Here is a 26655-nt window from a genome sequence, read left to right as displayed (position 1 = left end):
TTGCGCGCGAACGCCTTGGCGCATGGGTGGATATCGAGTCGTACAAACAAGGCGGTCGCGCGCGCCTGTCACAGGCGATACTGGCCCGAAACAAATGTAGGAGCGAGCTTGCTCGCGATGCGCCGCGCGGGCGGCGCTCGATTTGGGCACCAGCACATAACGTGAGGGAACCAGCCTCACGCGCCTCTCAACACCCCCCGCAACAGCAACTCCAGCGCGATCAACCCCTGCACCAGCCGGCCTTGCCCGTCTTCTCCCTGCGCAATCCAGAAGGCCGCCTCAGCCAGGCTCCCGTAAATCAACGATGCCAACGCTTGCGGGTCTGCTTCGGCTATGACGCCCTGTTGCATCAGATCACCGATCAACCGCTGCATCGAGGCAATGCACTGCCGTTGCGAGTCCGGTGAAGCGCCCCCGAGCACTGACCTGGCATCGCGCAGCACGATACGCTGTATCTCCGGCTCCAGTGCCATCTCCAGGTAAGCACGACAGCATTGACGAAACCCCTCCCAGGCATCCTCGGCACCCTCTGAAATCGATTGCAGCCGCTGGTCCATTTCGCTATCGATCTGCTCGACCACCGCCGCCAACAAGCCTTGCTTGTCACCAAAGTGATGATAAAGCGCCCCTCGGGTCAGCCCCGCCTGTGCGGTGAGGTCATCCATGGAGGTATTCGCATAACCCAACGCACTGAAGCAGCGGCGGGCAGTCGCCAGCAACGTGGCGCGGGTTTCTTCCATTTCGGCGCGAGTGCGACGAACCATGCGACCTCTCCTTACATACGCAATGCATGTAATGTCATCACGCAGGCGTGCTTCATGGCAAGTGGCCTGTTCCATCCAGTTGCATTTACCCCCCGGCTAGCCCAAGCTCTGCCCTTCCCGCCGCCACGGATCGTCCGATGCCCAGACGCAACCGCTACCTGATCGCCCTGCTGTTGTCGATTCTGGTATCGGCCCTGTTCGGCTACCTGTGGCGTGACGCCCCGCCTGCTCCGCCAACCTTGCCGGCACACAGCTATGCCAAGGCGCTGCGCCAGGCCCATGACGGCCAGCCTGGTGCAGCACGGGTGCTGTACCAGCAATTGCAACGTAGCGACCTGCCCGCCATCCGCCGTGCGGCGCTTTACGTCGAGCTGCCCAACTACCCCTCGCCGCAGGCATTGAAACTCGCCAGCCAGGACCTGGAGCATGGCGACCCGCTGGTGCGCCGTGCGGCCATCGCCGGTATCCGTCGCCTGCTGCCAGCGGCCCAGCGCAGCCTGGTGCTCGGCCCACTACTGGACGACGAGGAGCAAAGCGTGCGTTTTGCCGCCGTAGATGCCCTGCTGGGTCTCGATCCCGACGCCATCGGCCTGTACTTCGGCCCGCTTCAGGCCGCCCTGGAGCAATACCAGCAAGCCCTGGAACAGCAACCCGAGGATGCCGACGCCCAAGTGCACCTGGCGCGCCTTTACCTGCATGAAAACGACTACACCCAGGCCGCCACGGCACTGCAACGCGCGCTGGCGGTTGCCCCTGGCAACCTCGATGCACTGGCCACGCAGGTACGCCTGCTGGAACGCCAGGGCCATCACGATGCGTCGCGCCAGGTGCTGGGCAAAGCGTTGGCGCTCAGCCCTGACTCGGCCTTTCTGCAGTATGAGCTGGGGCTTTGGCTGAACCGCCACGAGCAGCGCGAATATGCCTTGTTGGCCCTGTCCCGCGCCGTCGAACTGGACCCGGACAACGCAGACTATCGCTATACGCTGGCGGTTACCCTGCACGAGCTGGACCAGCTGGATGCCGCACAGAAGCAACTTGAGACCGTGCTCAGTCGACAACCCGCCAATCGCCGGGCGCGGGTACTGCTGATTCAGTACTGGAAGGAGTCAGGCCAACTGCAGAACGTGCAGGTGCTGCTGGCCGAGTTAGAGCGACAGAACCCGGACGACCCGGTGTTGCAACAGGGCCTGTAGGGCACCGCTGATTTTTTGTTGAACCCCGAGCCTGTGCCCAGGGTCCAGTGGTTAACAGGCCCCTACAGGAGAGTCGTTTTGGCCAGTACGTTGGCGCTGGATGAACGTGCCTTGATCCTGGCACCCCCGCCCTTGGCGGCGGATACCTCGCGCCTGCTCGCCTCCGCTGGCATCAGTAGCCAGTGCGCGGTCGATCTGGCCAACCTGCAGGCGCGCCTGGCCGAAGGCGCAGGCTTGGCGATCATTGCCGAACAAGTGTTCAGCCAGGGCCCAAGCGCATTGCTACAGGCCTATATAGACCAGCAACCAAGCTGGTCGGACTTGCCCATCGTACTGGTCGCCCAGGGCGGCTGGTCTGCCTCTGGTGCAACCAACCATCCCGTGGGCAACCTGGCATTACTGGTCGCTCCATTCGAAAACGCCCAGCTGCTGCACATGACCCAATCCGCCCTGCGCAACCGGCGCAGGCAGTACCTGATACGTGACCAGCTCAATGGCTTGCAGCAACGACTGGGCACCCCGCTTGCGCCGTCGGGCGCGGAGCAGGACCACAGCGAATTTTCCCGCTACCAGATACGCAAGATGGAAGCCATCGGCCAATTGGCCGGTGGCGTCGCCCATGACTTCAACAACTTGCTCACCAGCATTGGTGGCAGCTTCGAGCTGATCGAGCGGCGCCTGCGCCAAGGCCGCAGCGATGGCTTGGACGGCGTTCTGCACATGGGCCGCGAGGCCGTATCACGCGCCGCCCGCCTGACTCACCGCCTGCTGGCTTTTTCTTCCCGGCAATCGCTGCACAACCAGCGCATAGACCTGCATAGCCTGCTGCAAGTACAGCGTCTCAAGCCCGGCCTGAGCCCGGCGGTGATCTTGCAAGTGCAGGTAGCTAAAGGCCTGTGGCCTATAGAAGCGGATGACCAGCAGTTACAGGAAGCCCTCGACAACGTGCTGCTCAATGCCTGCGAGGCCATGCCCAGCGGTGGCCTGCTGCGCATCGAGGCGAGCAATCAGCACATCGCCACCGAGCAAATCGCTGGTGGCGCCTTGCGCGCGGGCGATTATGTGCGCCTGCGTATCATCGACGACGGCCAGGGCATGGCGCAAAGCACGCTGGAACATGCCTTCGAACCTTTCTTCAGCACCAAAGCGACCGGCCAAGGCGTTGGCCTGGGGCTATCGATGGTGTACGGCTTCAGCAAGCAGTCGCGTGGGCACGTCACGCTGCACAGCGAGATCGGCCAAGGCACCCGGGTGGAACTGTACCTGCCTCGCCATCTCGGCCGAACCCGGCAATCGAGCAAGCCAGAACCGCTCAAGCCAAGCGACAGCAAACGGCACGTGCTGATCGTCGAAGACGACCCCAATGTGCGCCAGTTGCTATGCCAGGCACTGCGCGACGACGGCTTCCCCTGCCACAGCGCAGCCAATGCCAACGAGGGATTGAAGGTGTTGCGCTCAGCACAACCGGTGGACTTGCTGATCAGCGATGTCGGCTTACCCGGCATGAATGGCCGGCAGCTGGCCGAAATTGCACGCAGCTTGCGCCCCAGCTTGCCGGTGCTGTTTATTACCGGCTATGCGGAGACGGCCATGGCCCGTGAGGGGTTTCTGGGTACGGGCATGCACTTGATCTGCAAGCCGTTCGATTTGCAGCAGTTGCAAGCCCAAGTAACGCGCATTCTTGGCACGCCTTGAAGCGTGTCACTCATCTAGCATGCGTATCGCCTCGTCGGCGAGGTCCGCCAGCAGGAATGGCTTGCTCATCAACGCCGTACCCGGTTGCTCCAGCAATCGGGCCTCGATGGGTTGGTCGGCATAGCCGGTGATAAACAGAATTTTCTGCTGCTCAAGCTGCATGCGCATGGCCTTGGCCACTTGCCGGCCACTGAAACCGCCCGGTAACCCAATGTCGGTGATCACCAAATCAAATGGCCCAGCATGGCGGAAGCGCTCCAGCGCGGCATTGGCATCGCCCACATCGGTAACGTCGAAACCACGCTCAGTCAGGTACTCACGCATGACCGCGCGCAAGTTGAGCTCGTCATCGACCAACAGCAGGCGCTCGCCCTGGGCCATGCGCTGCGAGCGCGGCTCCGGCGTGGGCGCGTCCGGGATCGGCTCATGGCATCTTGGGAACAGCATGGACACCTTGGTACCCTTCTCCAGGGTCGACTCGATCCAGGCATACCCACCCGACTGGCCGACAAAACCATAAACCATCGACAGCCCGAGGCCGGACCCTCGCCCGATGGGTTTGGTGGTGAAGAACGGCTCGAATGCCCTGGCAATATCCACCGCCGCCATGCCATGGCCATCGTCCTCGACATGCAAGGCCACGTAGTCGCCTGGCGGCAAGCCATTTTCATCCGGGAAAAAGGCCGTCAGCCGTTCGTTGACGCTGCTGATGGTGACATTGCCGTTCTCCAGGCACGCCTCACTGGCATTGGCACACAGGTTGATCAAGGCATTTTCAAGCTGGGCGATGTCAAGGTTCACCGCCCAAGGCACAACATCCAATTGCCAATGCAGACGCATCTCTGCCCCCAACGCCCGCAACAACAACGGTTCGCTCAGGCGTAATTGCCGATTGAGGTCCAGCGGACCAGGGGCCAAGGGTTGATGGCGGGAAAACGCAAGCAAGCGACGGGTCAGCTCCATTGCACGCTGCACCGAGTCACGCGCAACGTCCACGTAGGCCCCTACACGTTCCAGGCGCCCTTCCTGCAGGCGGCGCTGCAGCAGTTCGAGGCTGCCGCCAATGCCGGCCAGCAAGTTGTTCATTTCATGGCCCATGCCGCCCGCCAGCTGGCCAACCACCTCCATACGCTCACTGTTGCGCAGCAGCGCCTCGGACTGGCGCGCAGCCTCCTCCCGACCCGCGGTAATGTCCCGGCCCACCGCGGTCAACAGGCTGCCATCAAACTGCGCGCTCCAGCAAAACCAGTGGTAGTGACCATCGCTGTGCCGCAAGCGGGTCTCGATCTGCTCCGTGAGGCTGTATTGCAGCAGCCCAGACACGGCCACCTGTACTTCGACACGGTCTGCGGGGTGAACCAGCTCCAGTACCGGCCGGCCCTGTACCTGCTCTTGTGTCCAGCCCAGAATGCGGTACCAGGCGGGGTTGGCAGCCTGCAGTTTCAAGTCCGGGGTAATCGTCATCATGGCTTCGCGCGACAGCTGCCAGAATTGCTCACGCTCAGCCACATGCCGCTCGACCTGCCGCTCGAAACCCTGCGCCAGCTCACGCCAATGGCGATGTGCCTCGACGCTGGCGGTGGTTTCGATCACCGTATGCAGGAACCCGGCGACGTTACCAAGTTCATCATGCAATGGCGCATAGCCGAACGCGCACCACAGCGGCTCGGCGCCTTTGCCGCGGGCAATATGCAAGGGTGGGTCCTCGACAAAACTCGAGCCCCCTTCCAATACCTTGAACACCCAAGGCCCAACGGCTGACCAGACATCACTCCACAGTGCATCGAAAGCTGTGCCTAACGCATCGGGCATTGCCCGCAATGCCCGGTAACCATCGTTGTGCACCACACAGAGATCAGGTCCCCAGACCACCGCACACGGAAACGGCGACAAGTGCATCATGTCGACGGCAATGCGCAACGATGCCGGCCAGCGCGGCAATGGCCCGAGCGATGTACGCCCCCAATCGAACTGGGCTATCCGTTCCCCCATCAGCTCGATCGATGACGAAACAGGCGCTTGCGGTTTGACCTGCGGCGCAGGCTTGCGTGGCGTACCGTTTGCGACCAATGGCGTGGCTCCAGCAATACTCAGGGTTGACCACAGTGCTGCCAGCTCAGGCAGGTTTGCCCTATGGATTGTGTTCAAGTTAGCACAGCATGCACTGCACACCATGGCGCACTGGCTGGTGGCAGCTATGCTCATTAGGTTTTCCTCGGGCCAGGGAACAACGGCCCATTCAGGTTGCCGACGGGAGCGTGGTCATGAGCAAGAAACTACTGGTGGTGCTGACCAATACAGCAAAATACCCGACGCTTAATCGGGCGACCGGGTTGTGGCTGGGCGAGGCCGTGCACTTTGTCGAGAAGGTCGAAAAGGCCGGCTACGCGGTCGATTATGTCAGCCCACAGGGCGGCTACGTTCCCATCGACCCACACAGCCTGCAGATGGCGCCCGATCTGGACTGGCAATGGTATGACGACAAGGGTTTCATGAAGCGTCTGGGCAACACTTTGAGCCCCGGCCAGGTAAAAGTTGAGGAATACAGCGTCATCTACTACACCGGCGGGCATGGGGTGATGTACGACTTTGCCGAAAACCAGCCGTTGCAGGAGCTGGCCCGCAAGGTCTACGAGAAAGGCGGTATTGTCGCCGCGGTGTGCCACGGCGTGGTCGGCCTGCTGAACATCAAACTCAGCGACAATAGCCTATTGCTGAAAGGTCGGCAGGTTACCGGCTTCTCCAATATCGAGGAAAAATTGGTCGAGCTGGATAACGTGGTGCCCTTCTTGACAGAAAACGAGCTGGGTGGCCGTGGCGGTGAATACAGTAAACATGATGAGCCGTGGAAACCCTACGTGGTTGAGGATGATCGGCTGATCACCGGGCAGAACCCTGCCTCCACCGCGCTGCTCGCCGAAAAAGTCCTCGCGAAACTCAAGTCAGGTAAAACCTTACAGTAAACTTGTTGGTTTCCTATCGCGCAGACTGCATGCGGACTACATCAGGCACGTTATTGAATACATAGGCTCATGGCTCAGCTGTTCACCACGAACAGCTTCGGGCTGGAGAACCATTGTCCTATGTTGAGATTCTTGCACGCCAGGCACCGCCTGCGGGAGCTGCTGTTGCTCACCACAGTAGGCCTTGTGCCTGTGATTTCCGGTTTGCTGGTGATGGTTGTTCAACTGCAAATGAAACTCGCGGAAAACGCGAATATTTCGGTGCAGGAAGCCATTTTCAGCATTGATCAGGCGCTGGATCGTATGAGCGAGGCTGCCCTGCGTGCCCTGCCCCTTGCGGGCAAAACCTGCGAAAGCGTCAAAAGCGCTCTACAGGACCAGGTTGTGAGCCGCTCCATGCTCAGGTCGTTGACCCTGGTAGAGGGTAACCAAGCTTATTGCAGCAGCGCTTCAGACTCACTGGACTATTTATCGTCGTTCATTTTGTCGGGCCAGCAGGTCGAACTGTCTTATGGGCAACCCGACAAGCGCCGCAAACTGCTGGTCAACTTCTACCTGCAAGGCAACGGCAGCGGCGTGATCGCGACCGCGTATGCCATACAGCTGCGCAACGAACTGGACGGTTTCCAGGATGGCCTGACATTGGTGGTGGAGTTCGACGAACGCTATATCTGGAGCAACGGCGATAGCCGTGACGCACAGCGCCCGTCACAGTCGGAGTTTTTGGTAACAGACTTGTCGGCCAAGTTTGGGTACAGGGTAAAAGGCGGCTATGCGCAAGGCTTTACCGCCCAGGAAATCCGCCAGTCCATGCTGCAGATTCTGCCCTCGCTCGTGCTGGTGGGGATCGTCACCGGCTCGATCGTCTATCTGGGCCTGCTCAGGGCACGACCTGGTAGGCAGGAAAGCGCCGCCAACGTTAATTGAAGGTGGCGCTATCCAGCAGGCATCAGTCGGTGCTCAGCACACCGCGGCGTACCTGGTCACGCTCGATGGACTCGAACAGCGCCTTGAAGTTGCCCTCACCAAAACCATCGTCACCTTTGCGCTGGATGAACTCGAAGAACACCGGGCCAAGCAGGGTTTCCGAGAAGATCTGCAGCAGCAGGCGCTTGTCTTCAGGCTGGGAGGCGCCATCGAGCAGGATGCCCCGCGCTTGCAGTTGATCGACCGGCTCGCCGTGCCCAGGCAGGCGCTCTTCGAGCATTTCGTAGTAGGTTTGTGGTGGCGCGGTCATGAAGCGCATGCCGAAGCCCTTCAGGGCATCCCAGGTCTTGAGCAGGTCATCGGTCAGGAAGGCCACGTGCTGGATGCCTTCACCGTTGAACTGCATCAGGAACTCTTCGATCTGCCCGGCCCCTTTGGACGACTCTTCGTTGAGCGGGATGCGAATCATGCCATCAGGTGCCGTCATGGCCTTGGACGTCAGGCCGGTGTACTCACCCTTGATATCGAAGTAACGGATTTCACGGAAGTTGAACAGTTTCTCGTAGAAGCCGGCCCAGTAGGCCATGCGCCCGCGGTAGACGTTGTGGGTGAGGTGGTCGATGATTTTCAGGCCGGCACCCACCGGGTTGCGATCCACGCCTTCGATGAAATTGAAGTCGATGTCGTAGATCGAGCTGCCTTCTTCGAAACGGTCGATCAGGTAAAGCGGTGCCCCCCCGATCCCCTTGATCGCCGGCAGGCGCAATTCCATCGGGCCGGTTTCGATTTCAACCGGTTGGGCGCCCAGCTCCAGGGCGCGGGCATAGGCCTCATGGGCATTGCGTACGCGGAACGCCATACCACACACCGACGGACCGTGTTCAGCGGCGAAGTACGAGGCGATGCTTTTGGGTTCGTTGTTCAGGATCAGGTTGATGCCGCCCTGGCGATACAGGTGCACATCCTTGGAGCGGTGGGTGGCCACCTTGGTGAAACCCAGTATCTGGAATACCGGCTCTAGTACGCCAGGGGTCGGCGAAGCCAGTTCGATGAACTCAAAGCCCATCAGGCCCATTGGGTTGTCGAAGATATCAGCCATGTTCGTGTCCTCATCTGCAGCGAAAAATTATTGAATGCGTGGGATGTGGAACAGAAACGGCGGTGAGCACGGGATGCCCCGCACGCTGCGGGCGAGGAAGTCACCTATGATCAGCTTGAACCCATGGTATGTCATATGGACCCATTCTCGGCGGGCTTGATCCTTCGGAAATGAAGGACCTTATTGTTGTATTCGTAAACCGATTCTACATTGCGTAAAATAGTTTGTCGCGTTTTACTTACTCATGCACACCGACAAACGGCTATCCTCTCGTTATCCCTCATTGCAGTCAGACCAGCATGCCTCTCACCATCAAGCGCCGCGCCGCGCTCAGCTGGCGTACCCTGTTGCCCTGGGTCGTCGGCGTGCTGCCGGTCATGTGCGGCCTGGGCGTGATGAACTGGCAGGTCGAGCGCGAAATGCAGGCCAACAGCCAGGCAACCAGCCGTCAGGCGGTGGAGCACATCGAGCGCATCCTCGACAACCTGTCCGGGGCTGCCAATGCGCTGCTGCCCCTGTCTGGCAGTGCGTGCGACCAGGTCCAGCTGACGCTGCGGGCCCAGGTTACCCGCAATGCCTTCGTGCGCTCGACCAACCTGTTCAGGCACAACGCCCTTTATTGCACGTCTCTGTTCGGCGAGTTCGAAGAGCCGGTCAATGCCGGCGACTACGTCGATGGCAAGCTATGGCTGATGGACGGTAACTCGGTCACACCTGGCCACCCGCTGCTGGTATACCGTGCCAGCGAAGGCGACCACGGCGCAATCACTACGGTAGATGGCGACCATCTGCTAACGGCACTGCGCCTGATCGGCCCCGACGAAGAACTGCAAATCCGCGTGGGCGACGCCTGGATGGGCAAGGATGGTGTGGTGCATAAAGGCATACCACCCGCCGCCCCCAGCGCCAACGTGCTGCTGGGCTCGACGCGATACCCGTTCAGCGTGCAGGGCGGCTACAGCGCCGACAAGCAAGGCCAATTGCTACGCAGCCACTATCCTGCCCTGCTCAGCCTGCTGCTGGTGCTGGGGGCAGTGGCGGCGCTGGTGTGCCGCTGGCAGATTCGCCGCGTCACCTCCCCCCGTGCCGAACTGGATCGCGCCCTGCAGGCCGATGAATTTCTCCCGTACTTCCAACCGGTGGTACGCAAAAGCGATTACCGCTGGGCCGGCGCCGAAGTGCTCATGCGCTGGAACCACCCACGAGAAGGCCTGGTGCGCCCCGACCTGTTCATTCCTTATGCCGAACACAGCGGGCAGATTGTCGCCATGACCCGCGCGCTGATGACGCATGCGGCACAAAGCCTGGCACCCTATGCCGAGCTGCTGGAGGACGGCTTCCATGTGGGGGTCAACATCACCGCAGACCATTGCCGCGATCTCAGCCTGCTGGATGACTGTCGCACGTTCCTGCAACACTTTCCGCCCGGCCGGGTGGTGCTTACCCTGGAGCTGACCGAACGCAAGTTGATCGAGCCCACGACGGTGGCCCTTGAACTGTTCGAAAAACTGCATGCCATGGGTGTGATGATCGCTCTCGACGATTTCGGTACCGGTCAGTCCAGCCTCAACTACCTGCGGCAGTTCAAGGTCGACTACCTGAAGATCGACCAAAGCTTTGTCGCCCTGATCGGCGCCGATGCGCTGTCGGTGCACATCCTCGAGAGCATCATCGAACTTTCCGCCAAGCTGGGCCTGGGCATCGTTGCCGAGGGCGTCGAAACCGAAGCCCAGCGCGACTACCTGGCCACACACGGGGTGGACTTCCAGCAGGGTTACCTGTTCGCCAGGCCCATGCCAGCCGCCCAGTTTCTCGAGGCCCTGGCCGCCCACCCGGGCGCTGCGCAGTTGCCGCAAGGCGCCGCCCCTGAGATCATGCGCGGCTGATTCACTCGCTCAACTCCCGTATTCGAGGCATTCGTGTCAAAAGGCATTGTTTCATCGGTCATGGCGTCCTGTTTGTTCGCTGTGATGTACTTCTATACCTCGCTGCTCACACCACTCGATGGCGAAGAAATCTTTGGCTGGCGCACCCTGTTGACGCTGCCCTGCCTCACCTTGTTCATGCTTGTCTCGAAGGACTGGAAACGGGTCGGCGAGCTGTTGGGCCGGGTAAGACGCACGCCGGTGCTGTTGCTCGGCATGGTCGGCACTTCGTGGCTGATGGGCGTGCAGCTGTGGCTGTTTCTGTGGGCGCCGCTGCATGGGCGCAGCCTGGAAGTGTCGATGGGCTACTTCTTGCTGCCGCTGGCCATGGTCCTGACTGGGCGGCTGGTATATGGCGAACGCCTGTCGCGCCTGCAGAAGGTGGCGGTGGCCTGCGCCGCGCTGGGCGTGGGCCACGAGCTGTACCAAAATGGCAGCTTTGCCTGGGAAACCCTGTTGGTCACGATCGGCTACCCGATCTACTTCGTGCTGCGCCGGCGTTGCCGCACCGACCACCTGGGTGGCCTGTGGTGCGACATGTGCCTGCTGCTGCCGTGGGCACTGTACTTCGTTATCCAAGGCCCGCTTTCCAACGCCGACCTGCAAGCACACCCTGGGCTGTATGCACTGATCCCGATTCTTGGGGCGATCAGCGCCTCGGCCCTGATCGCCTACGTACTGGCCAGCCGCATGCTGCCATTCAGCCTGTTCGGCCTGCTCAGCTACGTCGAACCCGTGCTACTGGTGGGCGTGGCGTTATTGCTGGGCGAAACCATCGGCCCGGATCAGTGGCTGACTTACCTGCCAATCTGGGCCGCAGTGCTGGTGCTGGTGCTCGAAGGCTTCAAGCACCTGCTGCGTCAGCGTCGCCGTTCGGTGTAAGCCGAACCTGGCGCACCCGCCGCTCTTCAACCGCCTCCACGGTCAGCTTCCAACCGTTCCAGGCCAGCTGATCACCCACCATCGGCAGGCGGTCGAGCAAGCTCATCACCAGGCCCGCAAGGGTCTGGTAGTCCTCGGTGGCACGGGCACTGAAGCCTGTACGGGCCTGCACCTGGCTCAAGTTAAGTGCACCACTGACCACAAAGCCTTCACCGTCCTGAACGATGCCGGGGCCTTCTACCTCGCTGGCATCCGGCAGTTCACCGGCAATCGACTCAAGGATGTCGGTCATGGTCAGCAGGCCGGTAAAGTCGCCGAACTCGTTGACCACGAAGGCGATGTGGGTCGACTGGCCACGCATCTGCTCCAGGGCATTGAGGATGCTGAAACTCTCCAGCAGGTTCAACGGCGCACGGGCCATGCCTTCAAGGTCGGGTTGGCTACCGGACAGCAGTTCCTTGAGCAACTCCTTCTTGTGCACGAAGCCCAAGGGCTCGTCCACGCGCCCATCGCGAATCAACGGCAGGCGCGAGTACGGCGAGTTGGCCAGGGCCTGGGTAATGGCCTCGGCCGGCTGCGCCAGGTCGATCACATCGACCTCGGCACGTGCGGTCATCACCGTGCGAATCGGCCGCTCAGCCAGGTTCAGCACACCACTGATCATCACCCGCTCGCGGCGGTCGAACAGCACTTGCTCCTCGCCACCTTCGACCAGGTCGGCGATGTCCTCGCCGACCTCGTCTGCTTCGACCCGGCGGCCGCCCAACAGGCGCAGCACGGCATGGGCCGTGCGCTCGCGCAACGGCCGATGCTGCTGCAAGCTACGCTTGCGGCGGGCGCGGGCCAGCTGGTTGAACAGCTCGATCAGGATCGAGAAGCCGATCGCCGCGTACAGGTAGCCTTTCGGGATATGGAAGCCCAGGCCTTCTGCGGTCAGGCTGAAACCGATCATCATCAGGAAGCCCAGGCACAGCATGATGACCGTGGGGTGGGCATTGACGAAGCGAGTCAACGGCTTGCTGGCAACGATCATGATACCGATCGAGAAGATCACCGCGATCATCATCACCGACAGCTCATCGACCATGCCTACCGCCGTGATCACGGCATCCAGCGAGAACACCGCGTCCAGTACCACGATCTGGGCGACGATCGGCCAGAACGCGGCATGGCGCAGTGTGCCACTGGCCTGGGTCACATGGCCTTCCAGGCGTTCATGCAGCTCCATGGTGGCCTTGAACAGCAGGAACACACCACCGAACAGCATGATCAGGTCTCGGCCAGAGAAGCTTTTGCCGAACACCTCGAACAGCGGCGCGGTAAGGGTGACCATCCAGGAAATACTGGCCAACAGGCCCAAACGCATGATCAGCGCCAGGCTCAGGCCAATAACCCGCGCGCGGTCGCGTTGATGCGGCGGCAGCTTGTCGGCGAGGATGGCGATGAACACCAGGTTGTCGATGCCCAGCACCAATTCGAGGACGATAAGCGTCAACAGGCCTAGCCAGGCCGTGGGATCGGCTAGCCATTCCATTAGCGGGTACTCACGAGGAAGGCGTCACAAGGACGGGGGAAGGAAGGCCAGAAAGGCCGAAGACTGGGGGGCTCCGCGAAGGTGCTCATATAGACCTTGATAACAAATTGGGAGGGTGATGCTACAAGCACAGCAGGTTTCCGTAGTAGCGCAAAACTATTACAAAACCTGTAACAGCAATGCATCGCGTGCTTCGTGGATAGGCATGGGTACTTTTGTTCAATACCCTCGCGAGGGGATAGCCGAGGATGAAGCCCTCCTTTAACCCGACGGATCCCCCTCATGAGCCTTTCCTTGTCCATGGCCGCCTTCGCACTGGCAGCCTCGATCTCCCCCGGCCCGGTCAACATCGTCGCACTGGGCAGCGGTGCCCGCCATGGCCTACGCGCCAGCCTGGCACATGTGGCCGGTGCCACACTGGGCTTCTGCCTGTTGCTGGTGCTGGTCGGGTTGGGGCTGCATCAGTTGCTGTTGCGCTGGCCCTTGCTGAGCCTGCTGATGCACTGGGGCGGCGTAGCGTTTCTGCTGTACATGGCGTGGAAGTTGGCCAGTGACGATGGCAACCTGGGCCACGGACACCCGACCCCAGCCCCATCAGCCTGGCACGGCGCGGTAATGCAGTGGCTCAACCCCAAAGCCTGGTTGGCTGCAGTCGCCGGCGTTGGCGCCTACACCGGTGGCGAACAGCACTTGCTGTGGCTGTTCACCTGGATCTATGGGCCAGTCTGTTTCATCTCGGTGGCCTGCTGGGCGTGGGCCGGGAGCGTGATTCGCCAGTACCTGGGCAACGCAAGGCATATGCGCTTGCTGAATCGAGGTTTGGCCGTGTTGCTGGTAGCCAGTGCGATTTACCTGATCATTCAGCCAAGTGCATTGCGGTAATGCCCTGGCGTCGCCGCCAGGTGCTGCTTGAATGCCCTCTGAAGGTGCGCCTGATCGGCAAACCCGGCCTCCTGCGCCACTTCGGCAATCGCCCAGCCCTGGCGCAGCCGCGCCCGGGCCAGTTGCACACGCTGGTCGAGCAGGTAGCCATGCGGGGTCAGGCCGAAACGTTGGCGGAACGCACGAATCAGGTAGGAACGTGACAGGCCGCAGGCCGCGCAGATGTCCTCAAGGCTCAGCGGGTCACTGCGATGGGCGCGTATGAATGCTGCCGCCGCCTCCAGCCGAGGGTTGCCCTCGGCACTCACACCGGCACTGCTACCCAGTAAATCCGGCAATCCGCTGAACAGGGCCGCCAGGCGAGCTTCGCGATCGGGCACGCTGGCATCGAACAGGTCGGCAAAGGCTTGCAAAAGGCGCTGGTACAACACAGGCGAGCGGCTCCAGGTCTGCACTGGCAAGGCAAACCCCAATGCCTGCAACCAAGGTTGGTCGACGAACAGCATCAGATAGGACCACGATTCCCCGGCAACAGGGTTGCAGGTATGCACCACGCCCGGGTTCATCAACACTGTGGTACCCGCACCCACCTCCACGCGCTGACCGGCATTGAGGTAAGTGCTGCGCCCACCCGTGATAACCCCGATGGAAAAGCTTTCGTGGGAGTGTGCGGCGTAGCACACCTTGCGCCCGTCCCCTACCCTTCGGGCTTCGACGAACGGCAACGCAGGGTCGCGCCAGAACTGTGATACCTCGATCATCCTTCGCCCCGCCCGCCGCTGCCATGTAGCCGGATACTAAACACTTATCGCGGGAACAGGTCCAGCGTGCGCTCCACCTCGCCGATATCGATCCTGAAACCGTCACCCTCCGGTATACCGACCACGAAGCCAAAATGCTGGTGGTCACGATCCGTCAGGTACTTGTAGTAACTGACAAAGCGGTTCGGCGGCTGCAAGGTCAGCAGGCAACCGCCAGCCTGCAGCACATTCACCCCGTGCACCAGCTGGCTACCCTCGACCCCGATCACCACCTTGGCACCGGCACAGGCCGCAACAATGCTCGGCAGGTCGGACTTCAGCGGGTTGACGATGCGAAAACCACGGGTGACCCGCAAGTGCTCGGCAAGCTCCAGTTCATTGCGCAACAGGCGCAGGTCGCCATCACCACCGCGCAGCAGGAACACCCCGGGATGCTGCGTATGCGGCACATGCGACAGCAGCTTGTCGCCCATGGCACGGTAGCGGGCATGCCGGCTGCGGTTGTTGCTCTGGTCATCGAACAGCACCAGCTCACGGAAGAACGCGCTGCGCAGGCGCAGCGGTTTCATGTCCAGCCAGTCTTCATAGGCCGGTGCCTGGGTAAACAGCGGATACTTGACCGAAGGTGCGGTGGTCACCGGGATGCCCTCGTTGCAGGCCAGCGCATAGGTCGGGCAGTCCTCCATCAGCCAGGTGCCGAACCACGAATTGCCGTTTTGCGTGCAGTAGATAGCCGCGCGGTCGATTTCATTGTCGACGATGATGGTCGGGAACGGACTTGGCTTGAGCGACAGCCAATGGCTGGCCTTGCCCTTGTACAACGCCCCATCGACCAGCCACACATCTTTGATCAGGTAACCGCGGGTTGGCCCTTGCAGCGTACTGACACCGCCTTCCATGGTGCGCGCCGGGTGCACGTAGGGATAGAAACGCTTTCCCTCCCAGCCTGTCACCCGCTCCAGCTGGCCCGGCAAAAAAAAGGCCGGCGGCGAAACCGTGACTTCGCCCGGGGCAATGTCCCAGCTCTTGGTGGCAATGCTCTTGAGGTCGATGGCCGTGTTCTTGCCCAGCCGTTTGCGCGCCATGTAGCGGTAGGCGGCCAAGGTCCAGGTGTGCTGCTTGGCTGCGGGCGATGCACTGAACTGCGAGATGTCGCTTCCCATGAAGCGTCCTCCCTTGATGACGGAGCCTAAAACCTGGCGCGAAGCGCCCTATCAATGCATCCGGGTTGCCACTCAGCTGCACGTGACCCTTTGCATGGTGGGCGGTGACTGCAAGCTGGCGTAACGGCTGCGTAACGTTTCCACGAACGGTTCACCTGCACCGTCGCCACCGTAGAGATAAATCTTGTGCAGGCCGCCAAACACCATTTCGTGATAGCGGCTGGCAACTTCCTCATCGCTCGGCCCATCTGGCAGCCCCAGATGCAACGTGAGCTTGTCGCCTTCTACCGCGAACATCGGTGTGTCCCACAAGAACTTCGCCGTGCCGGTCTTGGGCAGGCGGACAAACAGGTACGCATGGTTACCCAGCGAGTCGATATCGCCCCCGCGGCGGCGCTTCCATTTCAGCAGGCCGTCGTCCGGGCGTGCCAGACACAGGCCGATGTCGTAGTAATCGAAGCCCTGCTCAAGTGCCCACTCAAGCGCCATGAAGGTGGTGATCGAATTCACCTCGCGCAGTCTCTTCGCGTCGGAAAACACCGCCTCGCAATAACCAAAGCGCAAGGTGCTCCAGTAACGCTTGCCGCCGCGCACCACTTCGCACCCCAGGTGGCAGCCGATCACCTCATCGCCCAGCATGATCAAGTCAAGCCGACCGACACTCTTGGCAATACGGAACACCTCTTCGGTAGGGAACTGCGCGGCGTGAATGCCCTGCCTGGCCGTGGCATAAGGGCGCAGCAGGTCCCGGTCGGCCATGGCGATTTCTTCGTCCGACATGGCTTGGCGCATGTGATACAGCGGCCGGTTCTTGCGAATGCTACGCCGCAGTTCGCTGTCGTAGCGGGCAGTAATGTCTTCCAGCGGGCGCCCCAGCGGCACCACGGCGCTCAGGTAGTGCGGCACTGACAGCGCCCCCGACGTGGGCATTTCGCTGATGACCACCACATGGTTGGCAGCCGCCGTGGCACTTGCACCGTCCACGATCGCTGCGCTGCCCTGGCCCTTGCCGCCGATCAGCAGCTTGGCCATTTCCCGTTGCTGCTTGCGGCCGATGTAGAGGATTTCGTAAGGGCTCTCCTGCTGCGGGCGAAACCGGGCGACTTCCCAACGCCAGAAACAGGCACGCGCCATGGTTTCCCGCACTTTGCTGGCCAAAAGCCTCAATTCGTAGCGCCTGGAGGGCGACAGGAGCTTCCGCGCCACAGCTGTCAGAGTCTCTTTCATTTCTTCTTCGACGTCCTTTGAAGTGCTCTATGGCCAATCGTAAAGATAGAAAAATCCAGCAAAAACACTTAACACATTGATTTTTATAGTTTGCCCTGAAACTTTCTTATCACATTCAGTAACAATTTAAGATGCCCGAAAAGGCTTTGGCAAGCGGCTCCTGGCTGACTTTAGCTTAAGTTTCATGGCGTCAAATAACCCGCACAGAAAGCCTTCATCCACGGAACTTTGCTATAAGCGTGCCCACTTGCACGATACCCCACTACCACTTGGCTATTGATAATTAGCGTTTGATGCCTTCTTTGCATAAATGGAGCATCAACATGCCTGCCAACATCCCACATCAAGCCCTGATGGAGGCGCAGCTGCCCCACTGGGCCCATCAAGCAACGCTCGAACAGTGGGCGGCGTTGCAGCAAACCCAGGCCAACGCATGGCAACAGCAGGACTGGTTCGCCAACGCCGCGCCAGATTTGCGCCAGGCAGTACACACCAGCCAGGCACGCCTGATCCGCTCGCAAGCTACCTTGGCCCGCTCACTCAAGGGCCTCAAACAAATCACCGAATTCGCCGAGCCATTGTTGCAAGCGCGCCTCGCCGAGCACGGCCTTGACGCACCACTGCGCAACAGCCAACTGCTTCGGGTTGAACACAACTGGCACTGGGTCGGCTTGCGCTATCTCTACAGCCATCGTCGCGACAATCTGTTACAGGCTGCCCTGCAGAATTTCGCCGATGACGAAGTGTTCACCTCCCAGAGCGCTATCGCGCTGAAGGACAACATCCATGTCACGGCCATTCAGGTTCAAGGGTACGCCCCCATGGGCATGCAAGTGCCGGTGGCGCGATTTGCCCTGAAATCGGAGCACTACCAAGTAGATCGGCTGCCACTGGCTCCCGAAGCCTTCGCCACACTGTGCCGGGGATTGGACCTGGGTGGCGCCTACCAGCGCCACCTGTCACGACACTTCGACCACCCCGGCGTTCGCGCACACGCCATACGCGTGCAGCAAGACCGCCTGCGGCTAGCGGCCGACCTTGCCTACCTGCGGCATCTGCTGAGTGGCAGCGCCCGTGACGAAATCGAAAGGCTGCTGCAAGGCGAAAACGTGATGTGCTGGCAGCTAGCGCTATTCGGCAGCCTCCTGCACGAAGTCATGCTCATCGATGTGGGCAGCGCGGGGCTTGCGTTGTTCTTGCCCGGGCACGACCCTGCGCTGCGACAATGCCACGATCTTGAAGCGGTGCATGAGGCGTTGGCGACGTTGCTGCTGGAGCCCGCTGCGCGCCAGGCATTTACCGATTACATCAGGCTGGATGAGCGAGCGCACTTTCTGGACCTTCTGCAACAGAACCTCGACGCTTCCGGCAGCGCTGCCTTCGACCGCCCCTGGCAGCGCGCAGTGCAAGTGGACTTGCGCCCGACACGCCAGGTAATCGCGGCAGAACCGTTTGGCTACTATCAGGACCAGCACCTGACCCGCCTCAAGCATGAAGCCAGCCTGCTTGCGGTACCGACGGCAACGGCCGATAGCAACGCCCGTACCAAGCGCCTGGAAGAATGGGAAAGCCTTGGCTGGGATGCGCTGAGCGTTGCCGGCTTCTTCATACCAGGCGTAGGCACCTTGATGCTGGCCGTTACAGCCTGCCAACTGCTGGGCGAAGCGTTCGAAGGCTACGAGGCCTGGCAGGAAGGCGACCGCCACCTTGCCCTGCGCCATCTGCAAGCAGTCGGCCTGAATCTGGCCCTGATGGGCGGCTTTGCCGTAGCAGGCCGCGTGGTCCCCAAACTGTTCAGCAGCCCGCTGCTGGAAAACCTCCAGGAAGTGCCCGGCAACGACGGCGGCTACAAGCTCTGGAACCAGGACCTGGCCCCTTACCGCAGTCACATGGAACTGCCAGAGCACCTGCAGCCAAACGCACAAGGCCAATACCTGCACGAGGGCCGGCTGTTCATCCGCCTGGATGGCCATCTTTACCAACAACGCTTCGACGACACGCTGCAGCAATGGCGCATCCTGCACCCGGACACGCCGGATGCCTGGCAACCACCGCTGGAACACAATGGGCAAGGTGCCTGGCGTGGCCAGCATGAACAGCCCGCCCAGTGGCCTTTCGCAACACTTGCACGGCGTCTGGGTGAGCCATTCTCAGCGTTTACACCCCAGCAACTGGAACAGGCCGGACGCATCTGCGGCATCGACGCCGAGCGCTTGCGCCAAGTGCACCTGCAAAACCTGCCAACCCCACCGCTGTTGCTGGACACCCTGCAACGCATGGCGGTACAGGCCGAGGTGCGAGCCATGGGTGCAAAAGCAGCGCCGCACCTGTTCGACCAGCTCTACAACGGCAAAGCGGCTGTCGCCCCTGCAACGCAACAACTGCTTACGGCCTACCCTCGCCTTTCTCCAGCCTTGGCCAGGCGATTGCTGGCACTGCTGGATGATGCCGAATTACTCACCTGGCAAGCGCGCGGCAAGTTGCCCAACGTACTCAGCCAACAGATCGAACAAGCTCACAGTGAGCTGCCGCTGGTACGTGCGTTTGAGGACGTGGTGCAACCTGCGCGCTGCAGCACTGACAGCGAGCGCCTGCTGTTCAGTGCACTGGACGCCATGCCCGAGTGGCCTGCTGACCTGCGCCTCGAGTTGCGTGCCAACAGCCCGCAAGGCCCTACGCTGAACTACGTCGGCAGTGAACAGGCCACCACCCTGTGCCGGGTGATCAAGACTGCCGAAGGCTACGAGGCCGATCTGGGGGAGCGGCCGGCGTCTGCGCAGTGTGACCCGGACTTGTGCCGTGCCGTGGAGCAGGCGCTGCCACGCATGCAGCGCGAGGCGCTCGGCATTGCACAAAGCAACGGCAACGTGGTGCGCCAGCATGTGCTGACGTGGCTCGACGAATACCGACCTGTGCTGGCGCGCCGGCTCTGGGGCGCGCCCCTCCGGCAGCGCAAAGCACAAAGCTGGCTGCGCGGTGGCCGCCCATTGGAGCCGTTGCCAGCGGCCCCTCTCCAGGCCGGTTCACTGGCAGCGGCTTACCGCCGCATCTTCCCCAACGCCACCGATGAGGAATTCACCGACTGGTTGGACGACGAGCTGGAAGACCACGACCTGCATGACTTGCGCTCTCCCACCGAGCGGCTGCGAGACCTGCAGCAAGGTCTGGACACCCTTCGCCGCGACCTGCGGCAATGGGCAACGCCCGACGCATCAAACCCGCACCAGCGCCACCGGGCAATCGGCCCAATCATCAACGCCTGGCGCCGCCTTTCCTGGCTGCCTTACGGACGCAGTGGGCGCATCTTCAGCCTCGACCTGTCCAGCCTCGATCTGAGCAACGAGGACCTGGCGAGCCTCCCCCTGCCTGACGGTTTCGCCCACATCGAACACATTTCCCTCAGCAACAATCGGCTGCTCAGCCACCTCCCAGCCCAATTCCACGAGCGCTTCCCCAACCTCAAGCGCCTGTTGCTGACCAACTGCCGTTTCCAGCGCCTGCCTGAAGTGGCCAACCCCGAGCAGCTGCTGTGGTTGGACCTGGACAGCAACCGCGTCACCTGGGATAGCCAGGCCCAACGAACGCTCAACCAGTTCAGCCAGATCGGCGCCCTTGACTTGACCGACAACCCTCTTCTTCAGGCACCTGACCTGGGTCGGTTCCCCAGGCTCAGGACCCTGTTCTTGTCCGGTTGTGCACTTACCGAATTGCCTCGAGGCCTGGGCCTGATCAGTGAACCTCTGGTGCTAGACCTTACGTCCAACCGGTTCCAGCAACTGCCTGTCGCCTTCAACGTCCCACGCCCGGTAGCTGAAACCCTCAGCCTTGAAAGCCAGTGGCTGAGCCAAGCTGCGCTGGAGCAAATCGAGGCCTACAACGCCGCCCACGGTGTCGATCTTTTGGTCTGCGAAAGTGACTACCTGGAGTTCTTCGACGACACAGGCCCGGCAGAAGCTGCAGTGTGGCAACGCTTGCCCCTGCAATTTCGCCGTGACCTACGGCCATTGCTCGAGCAAGAGCCGTTCCTGTCGCAGCCAAATCATGCCCGCAGGGAATTCTGGCGACGACTGACAGCGATCGACACCGATCAAGTACTGCGCGAGGAATGGCTCACGCACCCGCCGATCAACCTGTTCAACCTGCCGCTTTGATCATGCTCGCGGTGCCTGCCGGCGCATCGGCAGGCATTTGCTCTGCCATTGAGCCAGACTGGTGTTTTTTCCGCCGCCGGTGCATGCTCGAAGCTGAAGCGATTCACCCGGCTCGAAACCCGCCCTGTAATGTGAGGTGCAGTACCCATGGACCGTCTGCTCGATTCACTCTTCCCCAGCGCCGAGAACATCCCGGAAACCTGGCGCCTGGGAGCCCCCCTGGAACAACGCGACTACCTGGTCAACGGTGAACTCAGGCGCTGGGACGGCCCGTTGGCCACGGTGCGCAGCCCGGTGTGGCTCAAGCAAGGCGACACGGAGCAACAGGTCATTCTGGGCAGCGCCCCGCTGCTGGATGCCGACACCGCGCTCACCGCCCTCGACGCCGCCGTCCAGGCCTACGACAAAGGCCGTGGTGCCTGGCCCAACATGCGCGTGGCCGAGCGTATCCAGCACGTCGAAACCTTCCTCGCACGCATGCGTGAGCAGCGCCAGGCCGTGGTCAAGCTGCTGATGTGGGAAATCGGCAAGAACCTGAAAGATTCGGAAAAGGAATTCGACCGCACCTGCGACTACATCGTCGACACCATCAACGCCCTCAAGGACCTCGACCGCCGCTCCAGCCGCTTCGAACTGGAACAAGGCACCCTCGGCCAAATCCGCCGCGCCCCCTTGGGCGTGGCGCTGTGCATGGGGCCGTACAACTACCCGCTGAACGAAACCTTCACCACGCTGATTCCGGCGTTGATCATGGGCAACACCGTGGTATTCAAGCCGGCCAAGTTCGGCGTACTGCTGATTCGCCCGTTGCTCGAGGCGTTCCGCGACAGCTTCCCGCCGGGAGTGATCAATGTGATCTATGGCCGCGGCCGGGAGACGGTGAGCGCGCTGATGGCCAGCGGCAAGGTCGACGTATTCGCCTTCATCGGCACCCACAAGGCCGCCAGCGACCTGAAGAAGCTGCACCCACGCCCGCATCGGCTGCGCGCCGCACTGGGCCTGGATGCCAAGAACCCGGGCATCGTGCTGCCGCAGGTCGACCTGGACAACGCCGTCGAAGAAGCCGTTACCGGTGCGCTGTCGTTCAACGGCCAACGCTGCACGGCGCTGAAGATCCTGTTCGTGCACGAAGACGTGGTCGAGGCTTTCCTCGACAAGTTCCAGCGCAAACTGGCAGCACTCAAACCCGGCATGCCTTGGGAGCCAGGCGTGGCGCTGACACCGCTGCCCGAGCCCGGCAAGGTCGACTACCTCGATGGCTTGGTCGCCGATGCCACGGCCAAAGGCGCGCGGGTACTCAACGAAGGTGGCGGGCACAGCCGCGGCTCGTTCTTCTACCCGGCCTTGCTGTACCCGGTCAGCCAGGAAATGCGCGTGTACCATGAGGAGCAGTTCGGCCCGCTGGTGCCGGTGGTGCCCTACCGTGACCTGCAAACCGTGATCGACTATGTGCTGGACTCCGACTACGGCCAGCAACTGAGCCTGTTCGGCAACGACCCGGCGACCATCGGCAGCCTGGTGGACATTTTCGCCAACCAGGTCGGGCGTATCAACATCAACGCACAATGCCAACGCGGGCCGGACACCTACCCGTTCAACGGCCGCAAGAACAGCGCCGAGGGCACGCTGTCCGTGCATGACGCCTTGCGTGTGTTCTCCATCCGCACCCTGGTCGCCACCCGTTTCCAGGAGGCCAACAAGGCACTGATCAGCGAAATCATCCGCAACCGCCAGTCGAGCTTCCTGACCACCGACTACATCTTCTGACGGCCGCTCTTATAACTAATCGATCTAGCATCACTGTCGATTTTCCATCTGTGCAAACGACTCTAAGCAACAGGGCGCCCCTCGGCGCCCATTGCACAGGAGAGTCCAACATGGCAGCCAAACCCATCCCCGAAGGCCAGCACAGCATCACCCCATACCTGGCCATCAACGACGCCGCCAAGGCCATCGAGTTCTACAAGAAGGCCTTTGGCGCAGTGGAAATGTTCCGCCTCGATGCCCCAGGCGGCCGCGTTGGCCATGCCGAGCTGAAAATCGGTGATTCGTCGCTGATGCTGGGCGACCCCTGCGACATGGAAGGCGGCCTTACCGCCAGCCAGAAGCTCAGCGGCGCAGGCGTGGGTCTGCACCTGTATGTCGAAGACTGCGACAAGGTCTATGCCCAGGCCCTGGCCGCCGGCGGCACCCAGTTGCACCCCTTGACCGACCAGTTCTATGGCGACCGCAGCGGCACCCTGAAAGACCCGTTCGGCAACATCTGGTTCGTCTCCACCCACAAAGAGGACCTCACCCCCGACGAAATTCGCGCCCGCGCCGCGAAGATGTTCGGCGGTAACTGAGCGGCAAGTTGAAAGCGGCGCGACTTTGCTTGAAGCTTTAGGCTCGTAGCTTGGAGCTGCTTCATGCGAATCATCGACAAAACCGCCGCCCAGGTGCGCAGCCTGACCCCCGCCGAAGAAGAGCTGCTGGTCGGCTTTGCCACCGGCAGCCTGGTCGGCCCACGCCTGCTGCAGGCCAACCAGTTGCTGGTGCAGGTGCGCAATGCCAACCAGTGGCTGGCCTGCGATTGCCGCAGCGACGCCTTGCCGGTGCTCAATGTCACCCTTAACGGCAACACCGGCACGCTGTTTCTCAAGAACAACCCAGGCACCGCCGAGCACGCGCCTGGCTGCCCGTTCACCAAGGACGAGCGGGAAGCGGCCGAGCGCGAAACTGACCCCGCGCCCCCCGCCGCCTGGCTGGCGCCTGATACACCGTTGCGCCTGATCGGCGACTTCCGCGCAAGCACAGCCACTGCCGGTGGCGATGGCAGCGAGCGGCGCGAACAACAGCGCCTGCTGTCGCTGCTGCTCACCTGGATCGAAACCAGTGGTCTGAACCTTTACGCGACCCATCTGAAAAAGGACCTGACCGGGCAATTCGCCGAACTGCGCAGCGTGGCCAGCCGCTACCCGCTGCTGGAACGGGTGCCCGCCAGCAACTACCTGGAAACCCGCCTGGACATGAAGCACATGATGATGCTCAAGTCCCGCCTGCGCGAAGCCTCGGTGTTCGGCAACCATCGCCGCCACGGCCTGCTGCTGGACTGCGTCGACCAGATCAAAGGGCGCAAGCTGTTCAACAACCGCAGTGACGATGGCTTCGACTTTCAGGGGCATCACCTGTACTGGGGCGGCAGCCGCACCACCGGGCCGTTGCTGGCTCTGATGATCTACTCGCCGACCAGCGCCGGTAGCCATTTCTACGAGCTGATCCATGTGGCCAGCGTACCGGTACTGTCGCGCGCACACCTGTTCCCGGTGTACCGCGACGAAGAACGCGAGCCGCTCAAGGCGCTGGTGTCGCTGATCGACTGGATGGCGAGCAAGGGCGTGAAAGTGCAGATGCGCCGGCCGGTAATTGGCGGGCAGGTGATGGATGAGCTGGTGATGACCTCGGACCAGGACCGGGTGCTGTCAGTGTCACTGCTCGAACAGCCCATTGGCCCCGAGCCAGATACCGAGAACTTCAAGCGCTACGCCGACTTCAAAAGTTTGGAAACTTTCCGCAAGTTCGTCGCCGGCTTTTTCATGCGTGAACGTTGAATACCATTGAGGCTGGCGGGTGCTCGCCCGGGCCTTTTTAGCGCCTGTTAGATCGAGCGCCGCCCGCGCGGCGCATCGCGAGCGAAGCTCGCTCCTACATTTGTTTCGGGCCAGTCAATCCTGTGGCAGACGCGCGCGACCGCCTTGCCAATACGACGCAATATCCAGCCATGCGCCAAGGGGATCGCGCGCAAATCCCACAGGAATAATTGGCCCGAAAAAAATGTAGGAGCGAGCTTCGCTCGCGATGCGCCGCGCGGGCGGCGCTCGATCTACCAGGCGCTGAAGACCCGAGGTCAGTTAGCTCAACCCAGAAACAGCTTGTACGCTGGGTTATCCGTCTCATCCCAATACCGATACCCCATCTCATCCAGCGCCAACGGCAACCTCGGCAACTCGTCCTCCGGTACTTCCAAAGCCGCAAACACGCGTGCCTCCGCTGCCCCATGGTTTCGGTAATGGAACAAGCTGATGTTCCAACGCTTGCCCAACCGCTCCAAAAAGCCCAGCAACGCCCCAGGCCGCTCGGGGAACTCGAAACGCAGTACCCGTTCATCTGCCCCTGGCGCAGCGTGCCCACCCACGGTGTGGCGCACATGCAGCTTGGCCAGCTCGTTGTCGGTCAGGTCCAGCACGTTGTAACCCTGCTCGCGCAGGTTGGCCAGCAACTGCTCGCGCGGGTCGTGCACAGGGTGAGTTTGCACCCCCACGAACAGGCGCGCTTCCTTGCCGGGGTAGTAGCGGTAGTTGAATTCGGTGATCTGCCGCTTGCCCAGCGCCTGACAGAACGCGCGGAAGCTGCCCGGCTGTTCCGGGATGGTGACGGCGATGATCGCCTCGCGCTGCTCGCCCAGCTCGGCCCGCTCGGCCACATGGCGCAAGCGGTCAAAGTTGACATTGGCCCCGGAGTCGATGGCCACCAGGGTCTGCCCCTGCACACCCTCACGTGCCACGTACTTCTTGATCCCGGCCACAGCCAGGGCCCCGGAAGGCTCGGTGATCGAACGGGTGTCGTCGTAGATGTCCTTGATCGCCGCGCACAGCTCGTCGCTGCTCACCGTCACCACCTCGTCGACGAAGTGCCGGCACAGCTCGAAGCAATGGGCACCGACCTGCGCCACCGCCACGCCATCGGCGAAGGTGCCGACCTGCGGCAAGATCACCCGCTCGCCCGCCGCCATGGCGGCCTGCAGGCAGTTGGAGTCTTCCGGCTCGACGCCGATCACCTTCACCTCCGGGCGAAGGTACTCCACGTAAGCGGCGATACCCGCAATCAAGCCGCCACCGCCCACCGGCACGAAGATGGCGTCCAGCGCACCCGGGCGCTGGCGGAGGATTTCCATGGCCACGGTGCCCTGCCCGGCAATCACGTCCGGGTCATCGAAAGGTGGTACGAACGTGGCGCCTTCGCTGTCGGCCAATTTCAATGCATGGGCCAGGGCGTGCGGAAAGCTCTCGCCGTGCAGCACCACGTGCCCACCGCGTGAACGCACGCCCTCCACTTTCAGCGATGGCGTGGTGGTAGGCATGACGATGGTGGCCTTCATGCCAAGGTGCGATGCCGCCAGGGCCACGCCCTGGGCATGGTTGCCCGCCGAAGCGGTGATCACCCCGCGCTCACGCTGCGCGCGGGTTAGACGCGAAAGGCGAGTGTAGGCACCACGGATCTTGAACGAGAACGTCGGCTGCAGGTCTTCGCGCTTGAGCAACACCTGGTTACCCAGGCTGACAGACAAGGCAGGCGCGGCCTGCAGGGGCGTTTCAATGGCCAGGTCGTACACCGGCGCGGCAAGAATGCGCCGCACCTGCTCCGACAGCAGTTGCTGGGGGGTGACGGTAGTGCGCGGGACACTGAAGCTGGTCATCGATGACTCCTTGGCTGTTTTCACGTTGCCCAGG

The 26655-nt window shown here is 61.8% G+C and carries 19 protein-coding genes; 11 read left to right on the top strand and 8 right to left on the bottom strand.

From position 1 onward, the window contains the following. Positions 1–176: 176 nt before the first annotated feature. Positions 177–764: a TetR/AcrR family transcriptional regulator gene (locus tag ACNFBR_RS14285; protein ID WP_416735494.1), complete on the bottom strand. Its 588-nt coding sequence runs from the start codon at positions 762–764 to the stop codon at positions 177–179. A gap of 137 nt (positions 765–901) precedes the next feature. On the opposite strand from ACNFBR_RS14285, the gene ACNFBR_RS14280 reads away from it, so the two are divergent. Next, positions 902–1957: a tetratricopeptide repeat protein gene (locus tag ACNFBR_RS14280; protein ID WP_416735493.1), complete on the top strand. Its 1056-nt coding sequence runs from the start codon at positions 902–904 to the stop codon at positions 1955–1957. Positions 1958–2035: 78 nt separating this feature from the next. Then, positions 2036–3652, top strand: a complete 1617-nt coding sequence (locus ACNFBR_RS14275; RefSeq protein WP_416735492.1) for a response regulator — start codon at positions 2036–2038, stop codon at positions 3650–3652. Between the two features lie 6 nt (positions 3653–3658). On the opposite strand, the gene ACNFBR_RS14270 is transcribed toward ACNFBR_RS14275, so the two are convergent. Further along, entirely contained in the window at positions 3659–5722 is a 2064-nt protein-coding gene (locus ACNFBR_RS14270; protein ID WP_416735491.1) for an ATP-binding protein, read from the bottom strand. A 194-nt stretch (positions 5723–5916) separates the two neighbouring features. Here ACNFBR_RS14270 and ACNFBR_RS14265 point away from each other — a divergent pair, with 194 nt between their 5' ends. Further along, on the top strand, positions 5917–6615 hold the full coding sequence (locus ACNFBR_RS14265) for a type 1 glutamine amidotransferase domain-containing protein (RefSeq protein WP_416735490.1): 699 nt from the start codon (positions 5917–5919) through the stop codon (positions 6613–6615). Between the two features lie 120 nt (positions 6616–6735). Continuing rightward, positions 6736–7542 carry a CSS-motif domain-containing protein gene (locus ACNFBR_RS14260; RefSeq protein WP_416735561.1) on the top strand — a complete coding sequence of 269 codons (807 nt, stop codon included), beginning with the start codon at positions 6736–6738 and terminating at the stop codon, positions 7540–7542. A 22-nt stretch (positions 7543–7564) separates the two neighbouring features. Here the strand turns inward: ACNFBR_RS14260 and hppD are convergent, their stop codons facing one another. After that, positions 7565–8641 (bottom strand): 4-hydroxyphenylpyruvate dioxygenase, encoded by a 1077-nt coding sequence (gene hppD, locus ACNFBR_RS14255; protein WP_346643578.1) that lies wholly within the window; start codon positions 8639–8641, stop codon positions 7565–7567. Between the two features lie 299 nt (positions 8642–8940). Here hppD and ACNFBR_RS14250 point away from each other — a divergent pair, with 299 nt between their 5' ends. Together ACNFBR_RS14250 and rarD are read left to right on the top strand one after the other, a co-directional pair. Next, on the top strand, positions 8941–10527 hold the full coding sequence (locus ACNFBR_RS14250) for an EAL domain-containing protein (RefSeq protein ID WP_416735489.1): 1587 nt from the start codon (positions 8941–8943) through the stop codon (positions 10525–10527). 33 nt (positions 10528–10560) lie between these two features. Then, positions 10561–11448 carry an EamA family transporter RarD gene (gene rarD, locus ACNFBR_RS14245; protein ID WP_416735488.1) on the top strand — a complete coding sequence of 296 codons (888 nt, stop codon included), beginning with the start codon at positions 10561–10563 and terminating at the stop codon, positions 11446–11448. Here the strand turns inward: rarD and ACNFBR_RS14240 are convergent. Beyond that, positions 11411–12982, bottom strand: a complete 1572-nt coding sequence (locus tag ACNFBR_RS14240; RefSeq protein ID WP_416735487.1) for a TerC family protein — start codon at positions 12980–12982, stop codon at positions 11411–11413. The two genes, rarD and ACNFBR_RS14240, sit on opposite strands and share 38 nt — an antisense overlap. 282 nt (positions 12983–13264) lie before the next feature. Here ACNFBR_RS14240 and ACNFBR_RS14235 point away from each other — a divergent pair, with 282 nt between their 5' ends. Then, the gene (locus tag ACNFBR_RS14235; protein ID WP_416735486.1) at positions 13265–13864 is read left to right on the top strand and encodes a LysE family translocator; all 600 of its coding nucleotides are present in this window, start codon (positions 13265–13267) and stop codon (positions 13862–13864) included. Here ACNFBR_RS14235 and ACNFBR_RS14230 read toward each other — a convergent pair. From ACNFBR_RS14230 to ACNFBR_RS14220, 3 genes are all read right to left on the bottom strand, one after another. Continuing rightward, on the bottom strand, positions 13843–14625 hold the full coding sequence (locus ACNFBR_RS14230; RefSeq protein ID WP_416735485.1) for an AraC family transcriptional regulator: 783 nt from the start codon (positions 14623–14625) through the stop codon (positions 13843–13845). The genes ACNFBR_RS14235 and ACNFBR_RS14230 overlap by 22 nt on opposite strands. A gap of 44 nt (positions 14626–14669) precedes the next feature. Continuing rightward, positions 14670–15788: a glycosyltransferase family 61 protein gene (locus tag ACNFBR_RS14225; protein ID WP_416735484.1), complete on the bottom strand. Its 1119-nt coding sequence runs from the start codon at positions 15786–15788 to the stop codon at positions 14670–14672. 72 nt (positions 15789–15860) lie between these two features. After that, the gene (locus tag ACNFBR_RS14220) at positions 15861–17015 is read right to left on the bottom strand and encodes a hypothetical protein (RefSeq protein WP_416735483.1); all 1155 of its coding nucleotides are present in this window, start codon (positions 17013–17015) and stop codon (positions 15861–15863) included. A 323-nt stretch (positions 17016–17338) separates the two neighbouring features. Here ACNFBR_RS14220 and ACNFBR_RS14215 point away from each other — a divergent pair, with 323 nt between their 5' ends. The 4 genes from ACNFBR_RS14215 to ACNFBR_RS14200 all read left to right on the top strand — a co-directional run bounded on the left by ACNFBR_RS14215 (position 17339) and on the right by ACNFBR_RS14200 (position 24756). Beyond that, positions 17339–21166: a dermonecrotic toxin domain-containing protein gene (locus tag ACNFBR_RS14215; protein WP_416735482.1), complete on the top strand. Its 3828-nt coding sequence runs from the start codon at positions 17339–17341 to the stop codon at positions 21164–21166. Positions 21167–21313: 147 nt separating this feature from the next. Further along, positions 21314–22933: an NADP-dependent glyceraldehyde-3-phosphate dehydrogenase gene (locus ACNFBR_RS14210; RefSeq protein ID WP_416735481.1), complete on the top strand. Its 1620-nt coding sequence runs from the start codon at positions 21314–21316 to the stop codon at positions 22931–22933. A 110-nt stretch (positions 22934–23043) separates the two neighbouring features. Continuing rightward, positions 23044–23511, top strand: a complete 468-nt coding sequence (locus tag ACNFBR_RS14205; RefSeq protein WP_196177081.1) for a VOC family protein — start codon at positions 23044–23046, stop codon at positions 23509–23511. Between the two features lie 63 nt (positions 23512–23574). After that, positions 23575–24756: a hypothetical protein gene (locus ACNFBR_RS14200; protein WP_416735480.1), complete on the top strand. Its 1182-nt coding sequence runs from the start codon at positions 23575–23577 to the stop codon at positions 24754–24756. A 305-nt stretch (positions 24757–25061) separates the two neighbouring features. Here the strand turns inward: ACNFBR_RS14200 and ilvA are convergent, their stop codons facing one another. After that, the gene (gene ilvA, locus ACNFBR_RS14195) at positions 25062–26621 is read right to left on the bottom strand and encodes a threonine ammonia-lyase, biosynthetic (protein ID WP_416735479.1); all 1560 of its coding nucleotides are present in this window, start codon (positions 26619–26621) and stop codon (positions 25062–25064) included. Between the last annotated feature and the right edge of the window lie 34 nt (positions 26622–26655).

It is taken from the genome of Pseudomonas sp. NY11955 (assembly GCF_048068035.1).
GTDB lineage: Bacteria > Pseudomonadota > Gammaproteobacteria > Pseudomonadales > Pseudomonadaceae > Aquipseudomonas.
Note: the sequence above shows the minus strand (reverse complement) of the source record. Positions and strands in the feature narration are given on the sequence as shown.

Bases quoted from the DNA above. Each gene is read 5' to 3' on its own strand.
- ACNFBR_RS14280 (WP_416735493.1), top strand. From the start codon at position 902: ATGCCCAGACGCAACCGCTACCTGATCGCCCTGCTGTTGTCGATTCTG.
- ACNFBR_RS14225 (WP_416735484.1), bottom strand. From the start codon at position 15,788: ATGGGAAGCGACATCTCGCAGTTCAGTGCATCGCCCGCAGCCAAGCAG.
- ACNFBR_RS14260 (WP_416735561.1), top strand. From the start codon at position 6,736: ATGTTGAGATTCTTGCACGCCAGGCACCGCCTGCGGGAGCTGCTGTTG.
- ACNFBR_RS14205 (WP_196177081.1), top strand. From the start codon at position 23,044: ATGGCAGCCAAACCCATCCCCGAAGGCCAGCACAGCATCACCCCATAC.
- ACNFBR_RS14230 (WP_416735485.1), bottom strand. From the start codon at position 14,625: ATGATCGAGGTATCACAGTTCTGGCGCGACCCTGCGTTGCCGTTCGTC.
- ACNFBR_RS14220 (WP_416735483.1), bottom strand. From the start codon at position 17,015: ATGAAAGAGACTCTGACAGCTGTGGCGCGGAAGCTCCTGTCGCCCTCC.
- ACNFBR_RS14200 (WP_416735480.1), top strand. From the start codon at position 23,575: ATGCGAATCATCGACAAAACCGCCGCCCAGGTGCGCAGCCTGACCCCC.
- ACNFBR_RS14265 (WP_416735490.1), top strand. From the start codon at position 5,917: ATGAGCAAGAAACTACTGGTGGTGCTGACCAATACAGCAAAATACCCG.
- ACNFBR_RS14215 (WP_416735482.1), top strand. From the start codon at position 17,339: ATGCCTGCCAACATCCCACATCAAGCCCTGATGGAGGCGCAGCTGCCC.
- hppD (WP_346643578.1), bottom strand. From the start codon at position 8,641: ATGGCTGATATCTTCGACAACCCAATGGGCCTGATGGGCTTTGAGTTC.
- ACNFBR_RS14210 (WP_416735481.1), top strand. From the start codon at position 21,314: ATGGACCGTCTGCTCGATTCACTCTTCCCCAGCGCCGAGAACATCCCG.
- ACNFBR_RS14250 (WP_416735489.1), top strand. From the start codon at position 8,941: ATGCCTCTCACCATCAAGCGCCGCGCCGCGCTCAGCTGGCGTACCCTG.
- ilvA (WP_416735479.1), bottom strand. From the start codon at position 26,621: ATGACCAGCTTCAGTGTCCCGCGCACTACCGTCACCCCCCAGCAACTG.
- ACNFBR_RS14240 (WP_416735487.1), bottom strand. From the start codon at position 12,982: ATGGAATGGCTAGCCGATCCCACGGCCTGGCTAGGCCTGTTGACGCTT.
- ACNFBR_RS14285 (WP_416735494.1), bottom strand. From the start codon at position 764: ATGGTTCGTCGCACTCGCGCCGAAATGGAAGAAACCCGCGCCACGTTG.
- ACNFBR_RS14235 (WP_416735486.1), top strand. From the start codon at position 13,265: ATGAGCCTTTCCTTGTCCATGGCCGCCTTCGCACTGGCAGCCTCGATC.